Source organism: Parabacteroides sp. AD58, assembly GCF_023744375.2.
GTDB lineage: Bacteria > Bacteroidota > Bacteroidia > Bacteroidales > Tannerellaceae > Parabacteroides > Parabacteroides absconsus.
Window position 1 is genome coordinate 611,797 of sequence record NZ_CP146284.1, and the last position, 14,858, is coordinate 626,654.

The window sequence follows — 14,858 nt, forward strand, 5'->3', positions numbered from 1 at the left end:
GACATTTTTCCAAAAATGCCTTACCTTTTCTTCCAAACATCCGGGCTTTTGCGGGAAAAGTAAGGGGATTTTTCCCGCAAAATAGGCATAAATCAGGCGGAAAATACCCGAAATCGGTCTGAAAACCTCGTCTTTGAGTAAAAATATGGCCTCTTTTCTTCCATGGGCTTGTCAGCAGGAAAGGCTCATTAGGGGCAAAGTGTCTGTTTCAGACCCGTTTCCTTGACATTCGGTCAGTCTCGCATACATAAAGAAAGCCAGACAACCCTTGAAAAAACAAGGACTGTCCGGCTTTATGGAGAAGATAAATTATGAATTTACCCGAGATTAATAAGCTCTTTCCAGCAACCAGGCATCCTGGAAGTTAGGAGCATATTTAGCTTTGATGGCGTCGCGGCTGGCAGCAGCATCGGCCTTATCGTCGAAGCTGGATACGATCACACGCAACATACCCTGTTCATTTTCACCCAGAACAGCATGATAACCTTCGTTCTGCATGCGTTCCTTCAGTGAGTAAGCATTTGTTTTATTCTTGAAGCTGCCGATAACTACACTATACCGTTTCAGACGGCTGGCATCTTCTCCTTCGGCCGCATTGATACGTTCCGAACGAGTAGAAACATTGCTGGTCCGTGGTTTGGAAACCGGCGCTACCTCTTCTTCATCATAAGTATCTTCATCATCCGTTACAGGAGCAGTCGTTTCTTTTTCTTTAGCCTGCTCATATGCTGCCTTGTATGCACTCTGTTTCGGTTTACATGATCCGAAAGTCAGTAAAAAACAAGCTGTTGCAGCAAATAACACAATTTTATTCATGTCTTTTTATGTTTTAAATTATTTGTTCTTCGTGTTCTGATTGCGCAAAGATATAAATTTATTTAGTACTTTCGCATGTAAAAATAATTTATTATAAAAGAATGAACAAAACATTAAGTACAATGATGGTGGCTACCTCTATTTTATTGGGTTCTTGCCAGTCGTCGGAGGTAAAAGACGCAAAAACTGACCCGGTGGAAACGAAGCCTGTGATTGGTCGTTCTGACATTAAGATCGAAGACGGGCGGATGACTCCGGAAGCGCTCTGGGCCATGGGCCGTATTGGCGGTGTACAAGTATCGCCCGATGCCCGGAAGGTGGTGTATTCGGTGGCTTATTACAGCGTACCGGAGAACAAGAGTAATCGGGAAATCTTCGTGATGAATGCCGATGGTTCAGAAAACCAGCAGATCACACGCACCCCGTTCTCGGAAAATGAAGCCAAATGGATCAAAGGCGGATCGAAAATCGCTTTCCTGTCGTCGGAAAGTGGTTCCAGCCAGTTGTGGGTGATGAATCCGGACGGGTCCGACCGCAAGCAAATCTCGAACTACGACGGAAATATCGAAGGATTCGCTTTTTCGCCGGATGAAAAGAAGGTGCTGTTTATCTCGCAGGTGAAGACTGTCCCGAGCACGCAGGATAAATATCCGGACCTCGACAAGACGACCGGAATCATTGTGACAGACCTGATGTACAAGCACTGGGATGAATGGGTGACGACGGCTCCGCATCCGTTTGTAGCCGATTTCGATGGCGACACGGTTTCGAATCCGGTCGATATCATGGAAGGCGAACCCTACGAATCTCCGATGAAGCCTTTCGGCGGCATGGAACAGCTGGCCTGGAGCCCGTCGTCAGACAAGGTGGCTTATACGAGCCGCAAGAAGGTGGGAAAAGAGTATGCCCTTTCTACCAACTCGGATATTTATGTTTATGACCTCAATACGAAGCAGACGACCAACATCAGCGAAGGCATCATGGGATATGATACGAATCCGCAGTATTCGCCCGACGGCAAGCAGATTGCCTGGTTGAGCATGGAGCGCGACGGATATGAATCAGACCAGAACCGCCTGATGGTGATGGACCTGCAGACAGGCGAGAAGCGCTTTGTGAGCAAGGACTTCGATTCGAGCGTGAGCGAATTCTGCTGGGGCTCTGATTCGAATACCCTGTACTTCACCGGTGTATGGCATGGCGAAATCCAGATTTATGGTGCTGATGCTACGGCTTGTTCGATACGTCAGATCACAGAAGGCATGAACGATTATTCGGGTGTTGCCCTGATGGGCGACAAGCTGATTGCCCTGCGCCATTCGATGAGCGCTGCGGATGAAATCTTCTCCGTCTCACCGGCATCGGGCGAAGCCACCCAGCTCACCTTCGAGAACAAGTTTATCTACGACCAGCTGGAAATGGGCAAGGTGGAAGCCCGCTGGATGAAGACGACCGACGGCAAGGACATGCTGACGTGGATTATCTATCCGCCTCATTTTGATCCGAACAAGAAATATCCTACCTTATTATATTGCGAAGGCGGTCCGCAAAGTCCGGTGAGCCAGTTCTGGTCATATCGCTGGAACTTCCAGATCATGGCTGCCCACGATTATATCATTGTCGCTCCGAACCGCCGCGGTCTGCCGGGCTTCGGCAAGGAATGGAATGAAGAAATCAGTGGTGATTACGGTGGACAATGTATGAAAGATTACTTCACGGCCATCGACGAATTCGCTAAAGAGCCGTTTGTCGACAAAGATCACCTGGGCTGCGTAGGCGCCAGCTTCGGCGGCTTCTCGGTCTATTGGATTGCCGGTCATCACAACAAGCGCTTCAAGGCTTTCATCGCGCACGACGGTATCTTCAACATGGAAATGCAATATCTGGAGACCGAAGAAATGTGGTTCGCCAACTGGGATATGGGCGGCGCTTACTGGGACAAGCAGAATGCGACGGCACAGCGCACCTTTGCCAACTCGCCGCATAAGTTCGTCGATCAGTGGGATACACCGATTCTTTGTATCCACGGCGAGAAAGACTACCGCATCCTGGCCAATCAGGGAATGGCTGCCTTCAACGCGGCTGTCTTGCGCGGCATTCCGGCTGAATTATTGATTTATCCGGACGAAAATCACTGGGTATTGCAGCCGCAGAACGGCGTGCTGTGGCAACGCACCTTCTTCGAATGGCTTGATAAGTGGCTGAAGAAATAAATCAGAACATGACTGAATAAGCAGGAAGAGCAGGCAGACAGGCCGGAAAGGCTGTCTGACCTGTTCTTTTTCGTTTTGGCTGCTTAAAATGCTTTTCCTGATCATTCCGCTGCGGGTTTATGTCGTTTTAACAGAAAAAGTGTATAAATTGTCCTTGTTTTTTTATTCCTTTGTATAGGATGACTATATAAAAGCGAATTTCTAATATTTATATCTAATTTTATATGCTACGAAAGATTCGATTGACATTAGCGATTGTCTGTTTTGCGCTGATCACGCTGTTGTTCCTCGATTTTACGGGAACCATTCACGCGTGGTTCGGCTGGCTGGCTAAAATCCAGTTCCTGCCGTCGTTGTTGGCGCTGAATGTAGGCGTAGTAATCGCCTTGTTGCTGCTTACACTCGTTTTAGGACGTGTGTACTGCTCGGTTATCTGCCCATTGGGCGTTTTTCAGGATATCATTTCGTGGATAAGCGGGAAGCGCAAGAAAAAGAAGATGCGCTTCACGTATTCACCGGCTGTGAGCTGGCTGCGTTATGGTGTCTTTGTTCTGTTTGTGGTATTGCTGGTGGCCGGCGTTCATGCGGCCGTGGCTTTGCTGGCGCCTTACAGCGCTTATGGCCGTATTGCCAACAACCTGTTTTCTCCGATCTACTTGTGGGGAAACAACCTGTTGGCTCACTTGGCTGAGCGGGCCGACAGTTATGCCTTTTATTCGGTAGATGTTTGGGTGAAGAGCCTGTCGACGCTGGCTGTTGCCGCTCTGACGTTCGTTGTTGTGGCTGTCCTGGCCTGGCGGAACGGACGTACATACTGCAATACGATCTGTCCGGTGGGAACTCTGCTGGGCTTTGTGGCCCGCTTCTCGCTGTTCCGTCCGGTGATCGATGCCGACAAATGCAAGAACTGCAACCTCTGTGCCCGCAAGTGCAAGGCGGCGTGTATCAACATCCCGGAACATACGATTGATTACAGCCGCTGTGTGGCCTGCATGGATTGTCTCGACAACTGTAAGCACGGCGCGCTGCATTATCAGTATGCTTATGGAAAGAAGGAAGCCGGCAAGACGGCGACCGACACGTCACGCCGCAGTTTCTTCTCGGCTGTGGGCATTGTAGCGACTACGGCTGCCCTGCATGCACAGGAAAAGCAGCAGCAAACGCTCCGTCAGTATCAGAAGAACCCGAACAAACGGAAGGATACACGAGCTGATCTGCCGACCGACAAGAATAAAGTGGAACAGAAAGTAGATGGTGGTCTGGCTGATATCGAGCCGAAACTCGCTCCCGAACGCCTTACTCCGCTGACGCCTCCGGGTTCACTGGGCATCAGCAACTTCTACCAGCATTGTACGGCCTGCCAGCTTTGCGTCTCGGCTTGTCCGAACGAGGTGCTTCGTCCTTCCACCAAGCTCGAGAACCTCATGCAGCCGGAAATGTCGTACGAGCGCGGTTATTGCCGTCCGGAATGTGTGAAGTGCTCTGAAGTCTGCCCGACCGGCGCCATCAAGCTGATCACACGGGCGGATAAGTCGGCCATCCAGATTGGTCATGCCGTTACGATCCATAAGAATTGTATTCCGGTGACCGACGGTGTTGAGTGCGGCAACTGCGAGCGCCATTGTCCGACACAGGCGATCAAGATGATCCCTGTCGACAAGAACGACCCGAACTCCGTCAAGAAGCCGATCGTCAACGAAGAGAAATGTATCGGTTGCGGTGCCTGCGAGAACCTGTGTCCGGCACGTCCATACAGTGCCATCTATGTAGAAGGACATGAACGCCACCGCGAAGTATAACGTATAAACAGAGATTGGATATGGAATTACAAGACAAACATAACATCAATCGTCGGGATTTCCTGAAGATTGTAGGAATCAGTACAGCCACGGCAGCTCCGTTGCTGACAGGCTGTTCGTCGGATAAGGCAAATGGAGCCGCCAGCGGTCCGCTGGGCGAAGTGCCGACCGACAAGATGACATACCGGACCAATCCGAAAGGTGAGAAAATCTCCTTGTTAGGATATGGCTGCATGCGCTGGCCGACGATTCCGGCTCCCGAAAAAGGAGGAAACATCATTGATCAGGATGCTGTCAACCGCCTGGTTGACTATGCCATCGAACATGGAGTCAATTACTTCGATACGTCACCTGTATATGTGCAGGGCTGGTCGGAGAAGTCGACCGGTATTGCCCTGAAGCGCCATCCGCGCGAGAAACTCTTCATCGCTACGAAGCTGTCGAACTTCCAGAACTGGACGCGCGAGAACTCCATTGCCATGTACAAGCAGTCGTTCGAGAACCTGCAGACCGATTATATCGACTATTATCTGCTGCACTCTATCGGAAACGGCGGTATCGAAACCTTCCGTGCCCGCTATATCGAGAACGGCATGCTCGATTATCTGATCAAGGAACGTGAAGCCGGCCGGATCCGCAACCTGGGTTTCTCTTTCCACGGAACGGTGGAAGTCTTCGACGAAGTGCTGGCCATGCACGAACATGCGCATTGGGACTTTGTCCAGATCCAGCTGAATTATGTGGACTGGCGTCATGCTTCGGGCAATAATGTGAATGCCGAATACCTGTATAGCGAACTGGAGAAACGGAACATCCAGGCCATCATCATGGAGCCGCTGTTGGGCGGACGCTTGTCGAATGTTCCCGAACATATCATGCTGCGCCTGAAAGAACGCACGCCCGAGAGCAGTGTGGCTTCGTGGGCTTTCCGCTTTGCCGGCTCACCGGACAAAGTAATCACCGTCTTGAGCGGCATGACGTATATGGAGCACCTGCAGGATAATATCCGCACCTATTCTCCGCTGGTTCCGCTCTCTGACGAGGAAAAAGACTTCCTGGAAGAGACAGCCCAGCTGATGCTGAAGTATCCGACGGTGCCGTGCAACGACTGCAAGTACTGTATGCCTTGTCCGTATGGTATCGATATTCCTGCCATTCTACTACATTATAATAAATGTGTGAACGAGGGAAATCTTCCAAAGAGTCAGCAAGACGAGAATTACAAGGAAGCACGTCGGGCTTATCTGGTCGGATACGACCGGAGTGTACCGAAACTCCGCCAGGCAAGTCACTGCATCGGTTGCGCCCAGTGTAATCCGCATTGCCCGCAAAGCATCGATATCCCGAAAGAGCTGCACCGGATCGACAGCTTTGTCGAGCAGCTGAAACAGGGAACCTTGTAAATAGAAGTTTATTGATAGCCTGAAGCCCGGAAGCCGGAAGACCAATCAGCGTTTTCCGCTTTCCGGGCTTCTTTTGTGGGGCGATTGTTCTTCTTTCTGTTTTTTATGCTACTTTTGCATCCGCAGTAAAGAAGAACGGATATGACAGAGCAGGAGGTGAGGAAATATTTGCGGCAGATGCGGGACGATGATTCCCAGCTGGCATTGAAGAAGTTCTATGATCTTTGTTATGACCGTTTCTACCGGATCGCCTGGTATTATCTGCATGCCGATGAAGCCGCGCAGGAAGTCGTGCTGGATGTGTTCTTCCGTATCTGGCAGCGGCGCGGGTCATTGCAGGAGATTGCCAATCTGGAAGATTATTTCTTCATCACCGTGCGCAATGCCGCCCTGGCGCGCCTGGAACAGGAAAACAGACAGCCCGAGAAAACCGACCTGACTGCCGACATCCTGCCGGATGCGGATGACTCGCCGGAAGAAATCATGATAGGCGAGGAGCTGTTTGCCCGCTATGTGAAAGCGCTCGACCGCCTGCCACCACGGTGCCGCGAGGTCTTTATCCGCATCCGTGAAGACAGGCAGTCGTATGCAGAAGTGGCGGCTGCCCTGAATATCAGCGTTCATACGGTGGATGCTCAGCTGCAGAAAGCCGTTGCCCGCCTGCGGGCGATGTTATTCCCGGATGAGTAAGTCTTTTCCTTCCGGCTTGAACCAGAGACAGTCTTTCCGGATCTCGAGCGGCATCTCGATATTATCCGTAAATAAAGCGCCTGTGCCCAGTCCTTGTGGCAGCGGATTCCGGAACGTGGCACACCACTGCGCGATGGCATTCAGTCCGATGTTCGACTCGAGGGCCGAAGTAATCCACCAGTTGATCTGTCGTTTCCCGGCTTCCCGAATCCATTCTTCCGAACCACACATCGCTCCGTGCAGCGAAGGCTTCAGGATGATGTATTGCGGACGGATGGTGTCGAGCAGTTCCTGTTTCCGTTCGGGCGTATTGATGCCGATCAGTTCTTCATCGAGGGCAATCGGCAGCGGCGTGACGGCACAGAGCCGGGCCATTTCTTCCCACTGTCCGGCGCGGATGGGCTGTTCGATGGAATGAAGATCGAGTTCCGCCAGCCGCTTCAGTTTCTCCAGGGCCGTGTCGGGCTGGAAAGCGCCGTTGGCATCGACGCGCAGCTCCACTTCCTTCGCCGAGAAATGTTTCCGGATAAAGGCCAGCAAGTCGAGTTCTTCCTCGAAATGGATCGCTCCGATCTTGAGCTTGATGCAGCGGAAGCCGGTCTCCATCTTGACCCGTATCTGTTCGAGCATCCGCTCATAGTTTCCCATCCAGATTAATCCGTTGATGGGAATGCCGGCTTCGCCCCTGGAAAAAGGCGTGTCCCACAAGGCCACCGACTGCTGTTCATAGTGGCGCAAGGCTGTTTCGAGGCCGAACAGAATGGATGGATAAGGGCGCAAGGCTTCTTTGTCTATGCGTCCGCTGACTTCCACATCGCGGCAGGCCGACTTGAGGATGTCTTCATAGTCGGGCCGGTCGTCGCAGCTCAACTGCGGCAGTGGCGCGCATTCGCCCCAGCCTTTCCGCTCCGGCTGTTCGTCGGAGGAAAGGACGACGTACCAGACCTTCCGGATGGTGTAAATTCCCCGCGACGTTCCGGCGGGCTGCTTGAAATGAAGTGTCTTGGGCAAGACCTGAATCCGATACATACGGTTGTTTCTCCTTATTTAAGTGAATGATAATAGTCTTTCAGCAGGCGGACATCTTCGGCTCTGTCGGTGAAGACTTCGATGAACTGCGGATGAATCTGCTGTTCGGCCTGCATGAAGGCGGGCAGTGCCTGTTCGAGTTCTTCCATCGAATGCACGGCCTGGTAGTCGAAGCCCCGCTCTTTGGCCCAGCCTTCGGCATGTGTCGAATGCGTGGCTGTCACGAAGCGGTGCGTCCGGTTTTCCATCTTCAGTCCGGGCAGCGCCTGGAAGATTTCTCCGCCTCCGTTATTGAGCAGCATGATACGCAAGTTGCCGCGCAGGTGATTGCTCCACAGCGCGTTCATATCGTAGAAGAAACTCAGGTCGCCAATCAGGACGAAGTTGAGTTTGTCGGAAATCCAGGCATAGCCCAAAGCCGTCGATAACGAGCCTTCTATGCCGCTGGTTCCGCGGTTACAGCACACTTCCACGGTGTCGGGAATCTTGAACAGCTGCGCATACCGCACCGTCGAGCTGTTGGCCAGATGCAGCACGGCCTCTTTGGGAATGGCCTGAAGCACTTTCCCGATTGCCGCCATTTCCGAGAAGGCAAAGTCGGGCTGCTGTATTTTCTTGGACTGGAATTCCCACTGTTTCGGGTATTCACTGCTCTTGTTGTCGATCAGATAGGCGATTTTCTCGAGGAACTCAAACGGGTCCATTTCGATGACCGTCGTCAGCGAGCCGAAGGTGTCGGTCACTTTGCCGTCGGCTGCCACATGCCAGTGTTCTTTGGGCGGATGTTTCCGGAGCAGCTGCTTCATCCGCTTCGAGACGATGTGTCCGCCATAGGTGATCAGCAAGTCGGGCACCAGCTTGACCTGTTCTTCTTCGGGCAGCGAATAGAGGATAGCGTCGAAGTTCTTGACCGGAATGCCCGGTATTGTCTGATTTCCCGTGTGCTCGGTCAGCCAGGCAAAATGCTTGTAGAGCAGCTTGCATATCTTCCGCTCGAAGAGATAGATCAGATTCATCTGTCCGACCAGCATCATGCGTTTGGGATACGCATTGAGGCGGGCAATCAGGTCGTTGTACTGCCGGTCATAGATGTTCAATCCCTGATATCGGGTGATGACCCGCACTTCCGGCAGCTCTTCTGTGGTGAAGCGGAAGAGCGGTTCTGAGATTGGGACATTGATGTGCACCGGACCTTTTCCGTGGTGATTCAGCTCGAGCAAAGCCTCGTTGACAAGGCGGTTGCAATACCACTCGTCTTCTTCCGTCTGCACTTCGGGCAGATTGACCGAGTATTTAGACAGGGAACCGAATACATTAGGCTGCGGCAGCGTCTGTCCGTCCATCTGTCCGATCCAGGCGCCGGGGCGGTCGGCCGAGATCACCACGAGCGGGATTTGCTGATAATAGGCTTCTGCCACGGCCGGATGCAGATTCAGCAGGGCTGTTCCCGACGTGCAGCACACGGCAGCCGGCTTTCCGGTACAAAGAGCCAGGCCCAAGGCAAAGAATCCGGCGCTTCGTTCGTCGGTGACGGCATGGCAGGAAAAGAACGGATGATTGGCTATCGTATGAGAAATCGGTGTGTTCCGGCTTCCCGGACATAAAACTATATTTCTGATTTCATGGGCTTTCAGCAGCGCCACAAGCTGGAGAATGTTCTTTTTATCAGCGTACATAAATATATCGTTATTCTAAAATATTTCTCATCGTTTTCATCTTATCTTCTGTCTCATTCCACTCATCTTCCAGTCGGGAAGAGGCCAACAGGCCGCCGCCCGCAAACAAGGTATAAGTATCGGCATGAATGTGCATGCACCGCAGATTGACGTACAGGTCTGTGCGTCCGGCGGGAGCGAGCCAGCCCACGAAGCCGGAATAATAACTGCGGTCATAGCCTTCGTGTCCGAGGATAAACTGATAAGCCTCTTCTTTGGGCAGTCCGCACACGGCCGGTGTCGGATGAAGGAGGTTGATCAGGTCGCCCAGGTGGCGATTATCGGGCAGCGTAAAGCGGAAGTCGCTCTTCAGGTGGGCCAGTTCGCCTGCCCGGGCCGAATAAGGCCCTTTCTCATCCGGTACGATTCCCAGCGTTCCCAGCTGCCGGCGGATATAGGTCGCCACCAGCTGCTGTTCCTGCCAGTTCTTCTGGTCCCAGGCATGAGGCAGCTTGCCGTTCTTCAGCCGCTGCGTTCCGGCCAGAGCCACCGTCTGCCACTGATGGCCTTCGCCGGCCAGCAGGATTTCGGGTGTTCCGCCCATCCAGATGCCTGTCAGCGGAGTATAACACAGATAGACGCACGAATAGATATAGCGGTCGCATGCCTGGAAGAAAGCCTTCCCGGGCGAGAAGCTGATCGGTTTCGCGCTCGTCTTGGCTCTCGAGAGCACCAGCTTGTCCTGAATGCCCCGCAATAAGGGTTCCCGGAAAGCCGTGAAGCATGCCTGATAATGCTCTTTCTCCTTTTCGTACGTCGTGATCTCCGGATATTCCTGCGAGAAGACTTCGATGTCGCCTTGCGGTGTCTCCAGTATGTCTTCCGGCAAATCCATGCAGTCCGGCTGGATCAGTACAATGGGATGTTTATCGGATATCTGGAACGGGGCGATGACAAAGCCTGTCCGCCCGTTCAATTCAGTATAATCAGTCAGCAAGTCCGGAGTTCCGTAACTCTGCATCCGGAAATGGATGGTGTCACTTCCCGGCGTACGCCACAGGGCGAAACTCCGGCCTTGTCTGATAAGTGCGTCAATGATATAATAAGACTCTTTTGTTATCATTTCTTCTTAAAAATGCTGTTTACAACACGGATGGATGAAACCAGCCGGTCTGTTGATGTGTAAACATCTACATTCCATACATGAGATGAACGTCCTTTATGGAATATGGTGGCGACAGCTCTGACTGTATCTCCTTCGTGTGCCGACGAAATATGATTTCCGCTGACCTGCATTCCGACAACGATCTCGTCGGGCTGCACAATCAGCATCGAACCCAGTCCGGCTACGGTTTCTGCCAAAGCCAGTGTCGCTCCGCCGTGCAGGATGCCGAATGGCTGGCGGGTCCGCTCATCAACAGGCATCGTCGCTTCTACGCGGTCTTCCGAAGCATACGTATATTGAATTCCCAGATTTCCCATCAGCGCGTGCTTGCCCCGTTCATTCAGCTGGTCGAGCGGTATCTCGGTCGGATGAATAGCGGCCAGGATAGCCTTTTCGATGGCGACTGCCACACCGTCCTGTTCATTGGTCAGTGTCATTGCCGTGGCGCAGACCTTGACCGAGTCGCGGGCATTTCCCATCGCTATGCCCAGTCCGGCCAGCTGTAGCATCGGCACGTCGGCAATACCGTCGCCGATGGCAATCACTTCTTCGCGGCTCATCTTCAGCATTTCCATCAGCAGGGCCATGGCATTTCCCTTGTCGACCGACGGAGGAACGACTTCCAGGAAGTAGTCTTCCGAGCGGAACACGTCGGCCACACCGGCCAGTTTCTTCTTCCAGTGATTCTCCAGGCCGACCAGCTCTTCCTCGTTGTCGCTCGCCAGGATGCATTTACACGGTTCGAAGTCGATGGCATTCGGGAAGTTGGATACTTGCCGGATGTGCATATTATTGAGATTGGCTTCCTGCTGCACGAAAGGATCGTCGATACTGTCGGTGATCAGGAAATCTTCCAGATAGGTGAAGATGGCAAAGTCATTTTTCTTGGCTTTCTTGTCGAGATACGGAATCAGTTCCGGATTAAGCCGTTTCTCAAACAAGACCTTGCCTGTCGGCATGTCGATGATTTGCGCGCCGTTGTAGGAAATGACGTATCCGCCGTAATTGTTCAATTCCAGTTCTTGGGCTAATGGCAGAATTCCTCCTGTCGGACGTCCGGAGGCTAATACAACATGTACTCCCATCTGCTGCGCTTTCAGGATGGCAGCCTTGGTGTGAGGTGTTATTTGTTTCTGATCGTTCAACAGTGTCCCGTCAACATCGATCACTAATAATTTGTACTTCATAGCCTTTATTTTTAGGGATTATCTGACAAATATAGGGAAATTGCCGAAAGATTCCTATCGCTTTTGGGATAATTTCAGGAAGTTTCGTATTCGTTCGCCCGTCATTCGCCCGCGTCGAGGATGCTTTGTACGAAACGCGCCACGCCGTCTTCATCGTTGGTGTGCGGCAGCACCAGGTCGGCCTGGGCTTTGACCGGCGGCTGGGCATTTCCCATGGCTACACCCAGTCCGGCATACTTGATCATCGACAAGTCGTTGTAGCCGTCGCCGATGGCGATGACTTCTTCGCGCTTGGTGCGTGTGCGGTTTCGCAGTACCTTGATCGAATTGGCCTTGTCGATTCCCTTGGGCACCAGCTCGAGGTAGAACGGCTCGGAGCGGTAGACGTTGATGCGGTCGGCCAGCTCGCGGCGCAGCTTCTCTTCCAGCGGGACCAGCGCTTCGGGCTCGCCCACAGCCAGGCATTTGTCGGCCGGCTGCAGCAGGTCGCGTACGAAGTTATCGGTTGCCTGCACCTTCATCCGGGTGAGGAACGATTCGTATTGCACATACTGGTTGTCGGGCGTTTCGGTCAGGATATAAGGCCCGTTGTACGAGAGGATCGACACGCCGGCCAGCTGTGATTCGCGGTAGAGCACGGGGATGACATCGGGCGGCAGCGCCTGTTCAAACAAGACCTTGCCTGTCTTGACATCGATGATTTTCCCTCCGTTGAAGGAGAGGATGAAGCCGCCGTACTGCTTCAGCTCCAATTCGTCGGCCAGCGGGACGATACCGTACGTGGGCCGTCCGGAAGCCAGCGCGATGTGCAGGCTCTGCTGCTGGGCGCGGATCAATACTTCTTTCGTGAAAGGTGTAATTTCCTTCTGGCTGTTCGTCAGTGTGCCGTCCAGATCCAATACAAGTAGTTTATATTTCATATCTCGTCGTTTTCTGTTTCTGCTGTTTCTTGTTTCGTGTCGTCACCCAGCTGGATGACTTTCCCTTTTTCCTGTATATACTGATATAACTTCCGGTAGAACGGATGATGTGACAGGGTAGAAGCGTCGCCGATGATGATGAGCTTCATCCGGGCGCGGGTGATGGCCACGTTCATGCGCCGCAAGTCATTGAGGAAACCGATCTGTCCGGCCTCGTTTGCCCGCACCAGACTGATCAGGATCACGTCTCTTTCCTGGCCTTGGAAGCCATCGACGGTGTGCACCGTGATGAGCTTGCGGAAAGGCTTGAAGAAAGCATTCCGCTTGATCAGGCTCCGCAGGTAATAGACCTGTGCCTTGTAGGGCGAGATGACGCCGAAGTCGATCTGTTCTTCCAGTACCCGTTCTTTGGTGATGTTCTCGATATAGACCTGCAGCTGGAGGACCAGCAGCTCGGCTTCCCGCTTGTTGATCCGGCTCAGGCTTTCTTCCTGCTGGTGCTCAAGGTATTCGCAGCCGGCGGTGTTGGTCCAGACAATCGGCGTATCCCATTCCAGGATGCCGCGGTCGCGCACTTCGGGAGCCGCCTTCAGCCGGTTGTCGTAGAACCAGCGTGAGGGGAAGCGCATGATGGTCTCGTTCATCCGGTATTGCAGCGTCAGCAGCGACACCGTCTCGGGCTTGTTGCGGGCGATGGTCTGCATCAGCGTCTGGTCCAGTCCTTCGCGCGCCGCTTCCTGACATTTGATGGTGGGCGGCAGCTGCTGGTGATCGCCGGCCAGGACGACGCGGTCGGCTTTCCCGATGGCTATCCAGCAGGCAGCTTCCAGTGCCTGGGCCGCTTCGTCGATGAAAAGCGTCGTGAAGTGGTGTGTCGTCAGCAGGCGGTTGGCGGCGCCCACCAGGGTGCAGGCGATGACGCGTGCCTCGTCAAACAGTTCGGCGTCGATCTTCATCTCCAGTTCCGTGGCGCGGTATTTCAGGCGCGACAGCCGGTTGCGTTCGGTATCGCGTTCGCTCCGGCTTTTCTTCCGGAGTCCGGAATGGATCTCGCGGATGGCCTTGCGGATGCTCCACAGTTCGCTGTAGTCGGGATGGGCTTCAAACCGCCGTTCGTAGGTGAACGAGAGCATCTTGTCGTTCACCCGCGTCGGATTGCCGATACGCAGTACATTGACACCGCGGTCAACCAGCTTCTCGGCAATCCAGTCGACGGCCGTGTTGCTCTGCGCGCATACCATCACCTGGTTCTCGCGGTGCAGGGTTTCATAGACGGCTTCCACCAGCGTGGTGGTCTTTCCCGTTCCCGGAGGCCCGTGTACGATGGCTACATCTTTGGCGGCCAGTACCTGATTGACAGCTGCTTCCTGCGACGGGTTGAGCCACGGGAAGCGGATCGGGAAAAGCTCACGCCTCGAGGCAGCCGACTTTCCCAGCAGGATGTCGCGCAGGTCGGCCAGCCGGTTTCCCTTGGCGGCGAGCACTTCCTTCAGGGCGGCAAACATGGCCTTGTAACTCGTCTCGTCAAAATAAAGCTGGATGCCCAGATCGGTTTCTCCCTCAATTTCGGTCAGGGCGAAAGGCGAGGGCAGGGTGACGACCATCACGTCGTCTTGCACATAACTGATGGTCGAACTGAAGTTGAAGTAGAACGGCTTCCCGTTTCCGTTGGTCTTGAAGAAGCAGACGGGGCGGCCGTATTCGAAGTTGTGTTCCACTTCTTTTTCCTCGCGGCGGCTTATCTCCACCACCAGCTGGTTCAATGAGTTATAATAGCTTCTGCCCACGCTGACCGGATACCAGCAAAGTCCCTGTTGTATCTTCTTCCAGACGCCGGTCTTTTCCGTCTGTTCCTGATACATTTCCTTCTCATACAGGTACTCTTTCTGAAGGGCATCCAGTTGCCTTTGCAGATGAATGGTCGGAGTGATAATCTGATTTTGTTGCATAACGGTGCAAAAGTACGACAAGACGGATGAAT

The 14,858-nt window shown here is 53.2% G+C and carries 11 protein-coding genes; 4 read left to right on the top strand and 7 right to left on the bottom strand.

Translation table 11 applies throughout. The features are described from left to right. Positions 1 to 327 precede the first annotated feature (327 nt). Positions 328 to 816 (bottom strand): SPOR domain-containing protein, encoded by a 489-nt coding sequence (locus NEE14_RS02575; protein ID WP_251968282.1) that lies wholly within the window; start codon positions 814 to 816, stop codon positions 328 to 330. A 122-nt stretch (positions 817 to 938) separates the two neighbouring features. On the opposite strand from NEE14_RS02575, the gene NEE14_RS02580 reads away from it, so the two are divergent. The 4 genes from NEE14_RS02580 (at position 939) to NEE14_RS02595 (ending at position 6,921) form a co-directional block, all read left to right on the top strand. Then, positions 939 to 3,029 (top strand): prolyl oligopeptidase family serine peptidase, encoded by a 2,091-nt coding sequence (locus NEE14_RS02580; RefSeq protein ID WP_422394692.1) that lies wholly within the window; start codon positions 939 to 941, stop codon positions 3,027 to 3,029. Between the two features lie 224 nt (positions 3,030 to 3,253). Further along, positions 3,254 to 4,828 (top strand): 4Fe-4S binding protein, encoded by a 1,575-nt coding sequence (locus tag NEE14_RS02585; protein ID WP_251968284.1) that lies wholly within the window; start codon positions 3,254 to 3,256, stop codon positions 4,826 to 4,828. Positions 4,829 to 4,848: 20 nt separating this feature from the next. Beyond that, positions 4,849 to 6,231: an aldo/keto reductase gene (locus NEE14_RS02590; RefSeq protein WP_251968285.1), complete on the top strand. Its 1,383-nt coding sequence runs from the start codon at positions 4,849 to 4,851 to the stop codon at positions 6,229 to 6,231. Positions 6,232 to 6,372: 141 nt separating this feature from the next. After that, positions 6,373 to 6,921 (top strand): RNA polymerase sigma-70 factor, encoded by a 549-nt coding sequence (locus NEE14_RS02595; RefSeq protein ID WP_251968286.1) that lies wholly within the window; start codon positions 6,373 to 6,375, stop codon positions 6,919 to 6,921. On the opposite strand, the gene NEE14_RS02600 is transcribed toward NEE14_RS02595, so the two are convergent. From NEE14_RS02600 to NEE14_RS02625, 6 genes are all read right to left on the bottom strand, one after another. After that, a complete protein-coding gene (locus tag NEE14_RS02600) occupies positions 6,904 to 7,950 on the bottom strand; it encodes an o-succinylbenzoate synthase (protein ID WP_251968287.1) in 1,047 nt (348 codons plus the stop codon). The genes NEE14_RS02595 and NEE14_RS02600 overlap by 18 nt on opposite strands. A gap of 14 nt (positions 7,951 to 7,964) precedes the next feature. Beyond that, positions 7,965 to 9,626 (bottom strand): 2-succinyl-5-enolpyruvyl-6-hydroxy-3-cyclohexene-1-carboxylic-acid synthase, encoded by a 1,662-nt coding sequence (gene menD / locus NEE14_RS02605; protein WP_251968288.1) that lies wholly within the window; start codon positions 9,624 to 9,626, stop codon positions 7,965 to 7,967. Positions 9,627 to 9,636: 10 nt separating this feature from the next. Next, positions 9,637 to 10,728, bottom strand: a complete 1,092-nt coding sequence (locus NEE14_RS02610; protein WP_251968289.1) for an isochorismate synthase — start codon at positions 10,726 to 10,728, stop codon at positions 9,637 to 9,639. Beyond that, positions 10,725 to 11,957: a Cof-type HAD-IIB family hydrolase gene (locus tag NEE14_RS02615; RefSeq protein ID WP_251968290.1), complete on the bottom strand. Its 1,233-nt coding sequence runs from the start codon at positions 11,955 to 11,957 to the stop codon at positions 10,725 to 10,727. Before NEE14_RS02615 ends, NEE14_RS02610 begins: the two co-directional genes overlap by 4 nt. A gap of 101 nt (positions 11,958 to 12,058) precedes the next feature. Next, entirely contained in the window at positions 12,059 to 12,877 is an 819-nt protein-coding gene (locus NEE14_RS02620; protein WP_251968291.1) for a Cof-type HAD-IIB family hydrolase, read from the bottom strand. Beyond that, entirely contained in the window at positions 12,874 to 14,826 is a 1,953-nt protein-coding gene (locus tag NEE14_RS02625) for an AAA domain-containing protein (RefSeq protein ID WP_251968292.1), read from the bottom strand. The genes NEE14_RS02620 and NEE14_RS02625 overlap by 4 nt, the downstream gene beginning before the upstream one ends. Between the last annotated feature and the right edge of the window lie 32 nt (positions 14,827 to 14,858).

What these genes read in the sequence shown, in the direction of transcription:
- NEE14_RS02575 (WP_251968282.1), bottom strand. Translation starts at nt 816, where the DNA reads ATGAATAAAATTGTGTTATTTGCTGCAACAGCTTGTTTTTTACTGACT.
- NEE14_RS02580 (WP_422394692.1), top strand. Translation starts at nt 939, where the DNA reads ATGATGGTGGCTACCTCTATTTTATTGGGTTCTTGCCAGTCGTCGGAG.
- NEE14_RS02585 (WP_251968284.1), top strand. Translation starts at nt 3,254, where the DNA reads ATGCTACGAAAGATTCGATTGACATTAGCGATTGTCTGTTTTGCGCTG.
- NEE14_RS02590 (WP_251968285.1), top strand. Translation starts at nt 4,849, where the DNA reads ATGGAATTACAAGACAAACATAACATCAATCGTCGGGATTTCCTGAAG.
- NEE14_RS02595 (WP_251968286.1), top strand. Translation starts at nt 6,373, where the DNA reads ATGACAGAGCAGGAGGTGAGGAAATATTTGCGGCAGATGCGGGACGAT.
- NEE14_RS02600 (WP_251968287.1), bottom strand. Translation starts at nt 7,950, where the DNA reads ATGTATCGGATTCAGGTCTTGCCCAAGACACTTCATTTCAAGCAGCCC.
- menD (WP_251968288.1), bottom strand. Translation starts at nt 9,626, where the DNA reads ATGTACGCTGATAAAAAGAACATTCTCCAGCTTGTGGCGCTGCTGAAA.
- NEE14_RS02610 (WP_251968289.1), bottom strand. Translation starts at nt 10,728, where the DNA reads ATGATAACAAAAGAGTCTTATTATATCATTGACGCACTTATCAGACAA.
- NEE14_RS02615 (WP_251968290.1), bottom strand. Translation starts at nt 11,957, where the DNA reads ATGAAGTACAAATTATTAGTGATCGATGTTGACGGGACACTGTTGAAC.
- NEE14_RS02620 (WP_251968291.1), bottom strand. Translation starts at nt 12,877, where the DNA reads ATGAAATATAAACTACTTGTATTGGATCTGGACGGCACACTGACGAAC.
- NEE14_RS02625 (WP_251968292.1), bottom strand. Translation starts at nt 14,826, where the DNA reads ATGCAACAAAATCAGATTATCACTCCGACCATTCATCTGCAAAGGCAA.